Origin of the sequence: Brevibacterium sp. VCM10, assembly GCF_000583215.1 — a bacterium.
GTDB lineage: Bacteria > Actinomycetota > Actinomycetes > Actinomycetales > Brevibacteriaceae > Brevibacterium > Brevibacterium linens.
The window spans coordinates 38,668-48,593 of the sequence record NZ_JAJB01000073.1 but is presented as its reverse complement, the minus strand read 5'-3'; the positions used below and the strand labels follow the sequence as shown (position 1 = coordinate 48,593).

Annotated in this window: 9 protein-coding genes and 2 pseudogenes; 1 reads left to right on the top strand and 10 read right to left on the bottom strand. The window is 64.2% G+C overall.

Annotation, left to right across the window (positions count from 1 at the left end):
• The 10 genes and pseudogenes from AD89_RS18955 to AD89_RS0116650 all read right to left on the bottom strand — a co-directional run.
• A partial coding sequence (locus tag AD89_RS18955; protein ID WP_035321308.1) for a CoA transferase occupies positions 1-293 on the bottom strand: 293 nt, incomplete at its 3' end.
• Between the two features lie 11 nt (positions 294-304).
• Positions 305-1,162 (bottom strand): FAS1-like dehydratase domain-containing protein, encoded by an 858-nt coding sequence (locus AD89_RS0116690; RefSeq protein WP_025780677.1) that lies wholly within the window; start codon positions 1,160-1,162, stop codon positions 305-307.
• Between the two features lie 119 nt (positions 1,163-1,281).
• Positions 1,282-2,457, bottom strand: a complete 1,176-nt coding sequence (locus AD89_RS0116685) for an acyl-CoA dehydrogenase family protein (RefSeq protein WP_025780675.1) — start codon at positions 2,455-2,457, stop codon at positions 1,282-1,284.
• A 108-nt stretch (positions 2,458-2,565) separates the two neighbouring features.
• Positions 2,566-3,588, bottom strand: coding sequence for an acyl-CoA dehydrogenase family protein (locus AD89_RS18950; RefSeq protein ID WP_231488745.1), 1,023 nt, complete (start codon positions 3,586-3,588; stop codon positions 2,566-2,568).
• 39 nt (positions 3,589-3,627) lie between these two features.
• A pseudogene (locus tag AD89_RS20520) lies at positions 3,628-3,691 on the bottom strand (hypothetical protein); the annotation flags it as partial.
• Positions 3,692-3,750: 59 nt separating this feature from the next.
• Positions 3,751-4,521 (bottom strand): annotated as a pseudogene (locus AD89_RS18945) (FumA C-terminus/TtdB family hydratase beta subunit); the annotation flags it as partial.
• A 49-nt stretch (positions 4,522-4,570) separates the two neighbouring features.
• Positions 4,571-5,605, bottom strand: a complete 1,035-nt coding sequence (locus AD89_RS0116665; protein ID WP_035321330.1) for a helix-turn-helix domain-containing protein — start codon at positions 5,603-5,605, stop codon at positions 4,571-4,573.
• 85 nt (positions 5,606-5,690) lie between these two features.
• Positions 5,691-6,872 (bottom strand): serine hydrolase domain-containing protein, encoded by a 1,182-nt coding sequence (locus AD89_RS0116660; RefSeq protein ID WP_025780668.1) that lies wholly within the window; start codon positions 6,870-6,872, stop codon positions 5,691-5,693.
• 10 nt (positions 6,873-6,882) lie between these two features.
• The gene (locus AD89_RS0116655; protein WP_025780667.1) at positions 6,883-7,842 is read right to left on the bottom strand and encodes an alpha/beta hydrolase; all 960 of its coding nucleotides are present in this window, start codon (positions 7,840-7,842) and stop codon (positions 6,883-6,885) included.
• Between the two features lie 94 nt (positions 7,843-7,936).
• Positions 7,937-9,244 (bottom strand): Nramp family divalent metal transporter, encoded by a 1,308-nt coding sequence (locus tag AD89_RS0116650; protein ID WP_025780665.1) that lies wholly within the window; start codon positions 9,242-9,244, stop codon positions 7,937-7,939.
• A gap of 236 nt (positions 9,245-9,480) precedes the next feature.
• Between AD89_RS0116650 and arr the strand changes: the two genes are divergently transcribed.
• Positions 9,481-9,894, top strand: coding sequence for an NAD(+)--rifampin ADP-ribosyltransferase (arr, locus tag AD89_RS0116645; protein WP_025780664.1), 414 nt, complete (start codon positions 9,481-9,483; stop codon positions 9,892-9,894).
• Positions 9,895-9,926: the final 32 nt, after the last annotated feature.

The window sequence follows — 9,926 nt, the reverse complement described above, 5'->3', positions numbered from 1 at the left end:
GTGATGAGCGTGCCCGCCTCAGCAATCAGCTGGGTAGCGATCTTCTGCCCTTCCTCAGACTTGAGGTCGAGCGTGACCGAGCGCTTCCCCTTATTCAGAGACGCCCAATAGATTGAGGTGCCGTCATCGCTGATCGGCCACCGATTCGCATCGATATTCCCACCGACCGGATCGATGCGAATCACATCGGCACCGAGCTGCGCGAGCGTCATCGCACCCAACGGGGCCGCGACGAATGCAGAGATCTCAACGACTTTGAGGCCAGTCAGGGGTGCGGGGCGAGTGTCGGTCATGGTCGTTCTCCTCAGTTGTTCGTACTCACGGTCGCGGCGATGGCCGTCTTCCCATCCGGGGCGACGGCCTGCAGGTCGTGGACCCCGGGCTCGGTCTCCCGACCGACGAGATGAATCTGTTCGTTCGCGAACAACGGGGACTTCGCGGTGAACCGGTATTCGGTCACAGCCGCCTCGGGGTGGGTGGATATGAACGCATCGAGAAGTAGCGTCGCGGTCAACGGTCCATGCGTGACGAGCCCGGGATAGCCTTCGACCTCGGTGACATACGTGTGATCGTAGTGGATGCGGTGGGAGTTGAACGTCAGCGCCGAATAGCGGAAGAGCATGACTTCATTCGGCCTGACCGAACGCGGCCAGTCCCGCCCCTCCGGGACTGCACTGTCCGTTCGCGGGGGCCGTGCTGCCGACCCTTCCGGCGCCGGGTTGGCTTCCCGGTAGACGATCGTGTGCCGATCCGTCGTCGCCAGGATTCCGTCTGCCGTTATCTCATGGCGCAGCTTCACGAAGCACAGGGGCCCGGTGCTGCCGGTCTTTTCCGTGATCGACTCGATCGTCGTCGTGCGTTCGATCGCATGACCAGGCAGGATCGGGGCGTGGAAAGTCAGATCACTGCCTGCCCACATGCGCCTGGGCAGAGGCACCGGAGGCATGAACCCACCAAGCGCCGCGTGCCCGTCGGCTCCGAGTTCGCTCATCGGCACATCGTCTTCGGAGAAATGCAACCAATGCCCCAATGGGAACAGCGGTGCAGCCTTGTCCCCGTCATGGCCGAGCAGCGTCGCCAGCCGTGTGGCCCATTCCCCATCATCGGTCTCGGTGGCGGCGGCGCTGCGGCCGACCCAGTCCTGGAGGTTCGTCTCACTCATCGCAGTCAAGTTCCTATCGGTAGTTCGTAATTGGCGCCCACAAGTGCCCAATTACTACCTGACGGCGGCGCAGATACCTGGCGCCAGGTTGCTGGGCCGCCGTCAGGTAGCAATTGGGGTCAGCGGCCGAGGAGTTCGTCGGAGATGATGCGCATCTGAATCTCCGACGAGCTCTCGAAGATCTTCGTCAACCGCGCATCCCGCCAGTGGCGCTCGACCGCGAAGTCCTTCGTGTACCCGGCACCACCATGGATCTGCAGCGCCTCGGACGTGACTTTCTCGCTCATCTCTCCGGCCAGGTACTTCACCATCGCCGCTTCCTTATCACAGCGACGACCCGAATCGATCTCCGTGCACACGTGGTACATCAGCTGCCGGCACGCCTCGATCTGAGCGGCCATGTCCGCGACCTTGAATCTCAGATGCTGGAAGTCCGCGAGCGGGTGCCCGAACTGTTCGCGTTCCTTGAGGTATTTCACCGAGTCCTCGAGTGCCGCCTGCGCCAGTCCGATCGACCGCGCCGCCGTGTGCGCACGCCCAACCTCAAGCCCGGACACCGCTTGATAGAACCCGCGCCCCTCCTCCCCGAGGAGAGCATCGGCGGGGAGGATGAAGTTGTCGAAGGACAGCTCCCAGGTCTTCCACCCGTGGTAGCCGATCTTCTTCGCCGGCGCCCCGGAGATGCCTTCGGGGAACGTGCCGCGCTCCTTCTCAACCAGGAACACCGAAATCCCCCGATGTCGCTTCTCCTCCACCGAAGTGCGAGCAAAGAGGATGATGTAGTCGGCCTGATCGGCATAAGTGCACCACATCTTCGTGCCGTTGATGACCCAGTCACCATCAGCATTGCGTTCGGCCTTGCACCGCAGGTTCGCCACATCCGACCCGGCCTCGGCCTCAGACAGGGCGAAGGCGCCGAGGTACTCACCACTGGCAACCTTCGGCAGCAGACGTGCCTCCTGTTCGGGCGAGAATCCACCGCCCATGCCGTTGCCGCGAGCCAACAGGCCGGCCACGGACATCCAGGCACGGGAGAGTTCCTCAGCCACGAGGCAGTACTCGAACACACCGAGCCCCAGCCCGCCGTATTCCTCGGGGAAGAGGATGCCGAAGAATCCCATCTCCGCCATCTGCTTGACCATCGAATCCGGGAACTGCCCCTCGACCGGATCAAGCTCATTGGCGATCGGCAGGACGACATCACGGGCGAACTCGCGGGCGAGCGCCTGGATCTCGAGGCGCTCCTCGGCCATCATGTGCGGAGTATCCGGACGCGGACGCGGCTTATGAGTCATGTTCTTCCCTCGGGTGGAGTGCCTGGCCAGATGGCCAGAGGCTAATCGTGCGGATTCGTCAGACGCGGGTGGGCTGATTGCGCAACTGTGGGGGCCTGCCAGGGCCGCTCAGGCCCTGTTCCTACCGATGAGCTGTTTGGCGATGACGTTCATCTGGATCTCGTTCGTGCCTTCGCCGACGATCATCAGAGGAGCGTCACGGTAGTAGCACTCGACGTCATACTCAGTCGAATATCCGTAACCGCCATGGACGCGGATGGCGTCGATGGCCACCTCGGCGGCCATCTCCGAGGCATAGAGCTTCGCCATTCCTGCCTCCATGTCCACGCGGGCGCCGGAATCACAGGTGCGTGCGGCGTGGAGGACGAGCTGCCTGGCGGCCTCGAGCTTCGTCGCCATCATCGCGAGCTTGTTGCCCACGGCCTGGTGCTTCCAGATCGGCTTGCCCATCGACTCACGCTCCTGCGAGTACTTCACTGCATCATCAAGCGCGGCCTGCGCGACGCCGAGTGACCGGGAGGCGACCTGAATGCGGCCGATCTCGAGGCCCTTCATCATCTGCTTGAACCCGACGCCCTCGGCCTCACCGAGCAGCTGCGACTGCGGCTGCCGGAGACCGTCGAAGGACAGCTCGCACGTCTCGACGCCCTTGTACCCGAGCTTCGACAGATCCTGGGAGACGGTAAACCCCTCCCCCTTCTCCACGAGGATGATCGAGATGCCCTTGTGACGGGGTTCCGCCTCGGGATCGGTCTTGCACAGCAAAGCGATGAGGTCGGATTTCCGGGCGTTCGTGATCCACGTCTTCGACCCGTTGATGACGTAGTCATCGCCGTCCTTGGCAGCTGTTGTGCGCATGGCCTGAAGGTCGGATCCGCCGCCGGGTTCGGTCAGCGCCATTGTCGCGCGCAGCTCACCCGTGGCCATCCGCGGCAGGTACTTGTCCTTCTGTTCCTGCGTACCGTATTCCTGGAGGAGCTTCGCGACGACGGTGTGCCCGCCCATGGCACCGGCCAGGGACATCCACCCGCGCGAGAGCTCCTGAGTGATGAGCGCATATGCCTCGGTCGAGACCTTGCCCATCCCCCACGGCTCGTCGATGGCGAGCCCGTAGATGCCCATGTCCTTCATCGTCTGGATCCATGCCTCGGGGGTATTCGTTGGCGTGCTCGACCTTGTTGACGCTGGGTTTGACCTGTTCGTCGATGAATTCGGCGACCAGGTCGATCATCATCTGCTCTTCATTGCTCACGGCCATGGTGAAATCCTCTGCTCGTTCGTCATTTGGAAAGTTCAGTCCAGTCGGGTGCCGTCGCGCACCGTGCGGGTTCGGCCGAGGCCGAGCGTCGGCGGACCGGTGCTGTCGAAGAAGTCATTGCCCTTGTCGTCGGTGATGATGAACGCCGGGAAGTCTCCGACGTGGATCTTCCACACTGCCTCCATCCCGAGCTCCTCCATATCGAGGACCTCGACCGAGGTGATGCAGTCCTGAGCCAGCCGGGCGGCAGGGCCGCCGATCGATCCGAGGCAGAAGCCCCCGAATTCAGCGCAGGAGCTCTTCACCTGCGCGGACCGGTTGCCCTTGCCGAGCATGATCATCGACCCGCCGGCCTCCTGGAACCGCCGCACATAGGTGTCCATCCGCGATGAGGTTGTCGGACCGAACGACCCCGAGGGCATTCCCTCGGGCGTCTTCGCCGGCCCCGCATAGTAGATCGGATGGTCTTTGAAATACTCGGGAAGTTCCCCACCGGCATCGAGGCGGTCGCGCAGCTCCGCGTGCACGATGTCGCGGGCGACGACGACCGTTCCCGTCAGCGACACACGGTCACCGACGGACAGTTCGGACAGCTATTCCTGCAGCCTCTGCATCGGTCGGTCGAGGTCGATGGCGGTGACATTGCCGGATTCGATCTCCTCGACGCGGCCCATCGCGGGCAGGAACCTCGCCGGATCGTGTTCGAGCTCTTCGATGAATACACCGTCTGCGTTGATGCGGGCGATGATCTGCCGGTCGGCCGAGCAGCTCACGGCGATCGCGATCGGCAGGGATCCGTTCTGCCGGGAGTAAGCACGATGCGAGTACCGCGGGCAAGTGGCGGCCAAGAACCCCTCACCCCACGGGCCCCGGAAGTTCAAGCACTCGGGAATTGCGAAGCCGCCACCGGAGCACGCTGATGCCCAACCTGGTGCGGTTGTAGCCCGACAGCGGGTCGTAGCCGAGGCAGCGTTCGATCTGCTCGGCCCGGCTCTGCACCGTGCTGTGGTGCAGACCGAGGTCGCGGGCCGCCTGTCTGATCGTCGGTGCTTCGAGGAGCACGCGCACCGTGGACTCCGCCCACGGCGAGTCCATGATCTCGTCGATCAGCGCAGCGTCCGGATCGGTTGTGTCAGATGATTCGGCGAGCAGTTCGACGAGCCCACCGAAGTTTTCCGACCGCACCAGCCCTTCCTCGGGCGGGCGGCTGAGTCGCAGTGCCACCACGGCTGCCCGCAGTGACCGCGGCAGTTCTCCGATCGACCCGGACGGCCCCAGTCCGGCCGGTGTCACGGCGATGTCCTCGGTGTCGTCGGTCACGATGACCACCTGCAGAGTGCCATGTTCGCTGGTGATGACATCGGTGGGACCGGCGGGTCGCTTCTCGAAGACGGCGAACAGCGGGGCCGCGAGGACTCGATATCCCGAACCAGGCGTCAACCCGAGGCGAACCGCGGCAGCACTCCGGTCTTCGGGCGTCGCGGCAGGATCGAGGGCGACCGCCACGTCCCGCGGGGTCTCCAGCTGCTGCCGTTCGAGACCGAATCTCACGCCGATGGCCAGGCCGAATCTCTCAAGGATGAGTTCATCGTTGGGCAAGGCACCGTCCTCCCGCTCGAGCCAGACCTCGGAATCGTTCGGCAGGGACAGGGCGGCCACCTCGGCGGGCCGGTCTCCCGGAATCGAGACTCCGCCTGAATCGACCCTCAGCCGCCTGCTCCCGTCCCCACTGCGAAAGCCGGCCGGGCAACCGGCCAGAGCCGCGGCCGCGGAGGCGAGGGCATGGGAATTGACCTCGCCGGCCATGAGTTCGTCGAAGCAGGCGATGACGCGCAGACCCAGGCTCGCCTCGGGATCGAGCTTGGCAATCCTGCCGAGCAGCTCCTGCACGTCACCACCTCCTCGTTCGTCCGTCGGTCGACGATTGGCAGTCCACGATTGTCGACCGACGGTCGCCATTCGCCTCAGTCGCGAATCAGCCTTTCAGAGCATCGTAGACTGCCGTCTCCATCTCGAGGTAGCCCCCAACCGATTCCGGGTCGGCGAAGGGGAAGATCTGTGTGGCCCAGTACCCGCCGATCTTGTTCTGTCGGTCGAACCAGTAGAAGAGGTTGGCAAGACCCGCCCATGCGGCGGCGCCGGCCGGGCGTCCGGTCGGGGCGTCCTCCTCGTTGATCATGAACGTGTATCCCCAGGTCTTCGGCATGCCGGGGAAGAACTCCGCATCGTTGGACAAGCTCGGAATGACTCCGGGCAGCAGTTTCACCCGAAGATCGCCGAGGTGATTCTGCGTGGCCATGTCCACCGTTTCGGGGCGGAGGACGACGGTTCCGTCGTCGGCTGCTCCGTCGTTGAGCCACATCCTGATGAACTTCAGGTAGTCATCGACGGTCGAGAAGAGTCCGTGGCCGCCCATCTCCACCTCCGGATCGGGCAGCATGAAGTCGGTCGCCGCGAGTTCGCCGTCGGTGCGCTGGTGCATCGTGGCCTGCCGCTCCTGCATTGACGCGGTCGGACGGAAGGTGCTGTCGTCCATGCCCAGCGGTTCGAGGACTCGGGTGCGCATCGCCTCACCCAGAGTCTTTCCGGTGATGCCTTCGATGACCTGGCCGGCCCAATCTATGTTCGACCCGTACTCCCATTGGGTGCCGGGATCGAACAGCAGCGGAGTCTCCAACGCCTTCCTGGTGGCGGTGACGATGCTCGGCTGGCCGTGTTCGCGGGCGAGTCGTTCGTACTTCTCGTTGAAGAAGTCATAGCCGAAGCCGGCGGTGTGCAGCAGCAGCTGTTTGGTGGTCGGTTCGCTGGCAGGTGCCCGGAGGATCGGTTCTCCGCCGTCGTCGAAACCGTCGATGACCTGTACGTCGGCCAGTCCTGGGGCATAGTCCTTCGCCGGGGCGTCGAGGTCGAGCTCTCCCGACTCCACCAGCTGCAGTGCCACGGTGCCGGTCAGGGCCTTCGTCGTGGAGAAGATCATGAACACGGAGTCCGTGGTCATCGGCTGCGGATCGTCGAGGGAGCGGACTCCTGCAGCAGTGAGACTGATGGTCTCCTTGTCGGTGGTCACTCCGGCGACGACGCCTGGGACGCCGCCGCTGTCGACGGTCTTCGTGGCCACGCGGACAACTGCGTCGTTGACAGCTGTGTTCTCAGACATGATGTTCCTTTCAGTCGGCCAGGAGCTTCTCGATCCAGGCCATTCGGGTGCTGATCATTCCTTGCGCAAGGTGTGTATGGGCGGCGAAGATGTCGAAGGCGTGGAAGCCTCCGGGCCACACGTGCAGCTCCGCTTCGCTGCCGTCGTTCCAGAGGGCCGAGGCGTAGGCGACGGCTTCGTCCCGGAAGATCTCGGCCGAACCCACGTCGATGTACGCGGGCGGCAGATCGGTGAGGTCGTTGGCACGCGATGGTGCGATGTAGGGCGAGACCGCCTCGGTGCGGTAGTCATCGCCGAGCATCGCCTGCCATCCGGTTTCGTTGCTCACCCGATCCCAGACGCCGATGCCGTCGAACTGATGGATCGACGGTGTGATGCCTCGGTCGTCGAGCATCGGGTAGATGAGCAGTTGGCCCTTGAGCTTCGGTCCGTGCCGGTCACGGGCCGCCAGCGCCATTCCGGCGGCCAGTCCCCCTCCGGAGCTGGCTCCGGCGACGATGAGTCGGGCGGGGTCGACGCCGAGGGTGTCGGAGTTCTCTGCCGTCCACAGGAGTGCGGCGTACATGTCCTCACGCGCATACGGGTCTTGGAACTCGGGCGCCAGACGGTATTCGGGGCAGATGAGGATCGCACCGATCTTCTCGACCCAGTCGAGGTTGAGGCCGAGCGCGCTGAAGCGATCGCCGAACATCAGCCCGCCGGAGTGGGCGTAGACGATCGTCGGTCGTCGTCCGGTGTCCCCGGACCGTCTGAAGACGGAGACGGTGATGTCCTCGCCGAGGTGGCCCGGCACCTGATATTCGGAATGTTCGACCCGACGGCTGCTGAGAGTCTCCGCCAGCGGCTCCGAGGCGTACGAGACCCGCATGAAGTCGATGAGCGAAGGAGTGATGGTCGGCGGAAAGACCCCGCCGATGACGGACAGACTCGCGGCGAGCTCCGCGTCGAATCGTGACCGTCGTTGTGTCATGTCACCAAGTATGCCGACCCCGGCGCCGCGGCACTACCGCCAGACCATCGTGCTTTTCGTGCAGTCACCCGACAGTTGTCGGGTGCGCCTCACTTCACCCGATGAACCCCATCACCGACTCCTTGACCTGGAGGATCGCCAAGAACCCGAACAGTGCCAGGCACACGCCGAGAAGCACGTTCGACCACTTCGTATTGCGCAGACCGGTCGGCACGGATTCGCGGTTGAGGATGACGAGCAGGGCGAGCGCGAGCACCGGCAGGATGAACGCGCTGATCGCAGCGTAGACGAGGACGAGGGTGACGGGTTTGCCGAGTCCCATGATCACCAGCGTCGCCACCGACAGGTAGACGAGCGCGCCGCGGAACTCGACCGACTTCGCCGACATGTCGAAGCGGGCCTCGTCCTGGTGCGGGTAACGCCTGAGCACTCGCAGGCAGTCGGCGGTGACGTAGGCGATGCCGGAGAATCCGCCGAGCACGCTCGTGTACACCACGGCGAGGAAGCTGATGAGGAAGACCATCCGTCCGACGTCACCGATGCGGCTGACCAGACTGTCGGCGATCGCGAACAGTGAGTCGTTGTCCGCGATCGTGAAGCCCTGGCCGTAGAGGATGAAGGCCCCTACCGCGCTCATCGCCACGGCGAAGACGAAGACGAGGCCGTAGCTGATGACCAGGTCGAGGCGGACGACGGGTTTCCAGTTCGGGCTCCGCCAGGACTTCTCCCGGATCCAGAACGAGTAGGCGAGGATTCCGGTCGCTCCCCCGACGCCGCCGATGAGCGACATGACCGTGATGATGGACGTGTTCGGGAACGTCGGGACCACGGTCTCGGCGGCGACCTGTTGGGCGCCGTCACCTTGGAATACGGAGATTGCGAGCGCGATGATGCCGAAGAACATGATGATCCCGAAGCCCATCATCGCCTTTTCGACGAGACCGTAGCGGCCGATGCCCACCAGCACCGAGGCCGAGAGCAGCACGACGACGGCCGTCGGCCAGAACGGAAGCACCGGGAAGATCGCCTGGATGATGTTCGTCGTCACCGCGATGACGCCGGCGCCGAAGAAGAGCCCGACGAGCAGTTCGGCGATGAGGAACAGGATCGGGAACGTCCGCCCGCCGAACCGAGTGAGATGGGAGATCAGGGACCGGTCGCCGCTCATCTGCAGCCGCGCGACCGCCTCGGAGAGGACGAACTTGAGGATGATGCCGACGGTGAACACCCAGATGAGCGCCAGACCGTATTCGGCGCCGGAGTTCATCGTCGTGATCATGTCCGAAGCTCCGACGCTGGCGAGCGCGAGCACGATCCCGGGTCCGATGAGGCGGAGGCGTCCGGTCCATGATGTCGGCGCCGAGGCGGCGTTCTTCGTCTGCGATGTCGTTTCGGCGGACATTGGCGGGGTGGGCTCCTTCACGTGGGTTCGTCGACGCCGCCGGAATCGTTCGCACGGGGCATCGTTCGCTCAGGAGAGTATGGCCGAGGTCGTCACATTCCGGAACGGAAGTCTCAACAACCGGGAAGCGCCGCAGTTTCAACCCATGCCGCAGGGCTGTTCACCACCCGCTCACGGCCCATTCTAGTCGCCGATCCTCAGGCCGATTCGCAGTCTGCGAGCGTATATTCGACGCCATGGCTGCAGCACTCGATGAAGGACCCTTCTTCCACGGCACCCGTGCCGAACTCTCACCGGGAGACCTGCTGACCGCAGGCTTCGCCTCGAACTACCGGCCCGAAGTGACGATGAACCATATCTACTTCACCTCGCTCGTCGACGGGGCAGGGCTCGCCGCCGAGGTGGCCGCCCTCAACTCCGGAGCTCCGCACGTCTACGAGGTCGAACCCCTCGGCGACTTCGTCGACGACCCGAACGTCACGGACAAGAAGTTCCCCGGCAACCCCACACGGTCCTTCCGCAGCAGCGAACCCCTGCGCATCGTCCGCGAGGTCACCGACTGGAAGCGCCTGAGCGAGCAGGACCTGCAGATGTGGCGCGAGCGCCTCGACGCCATCCGTGCAGACGACGACAAAGAGATCATCAACTGATTTCGCCGAGGCAGCTGACCGGTCACGACGAC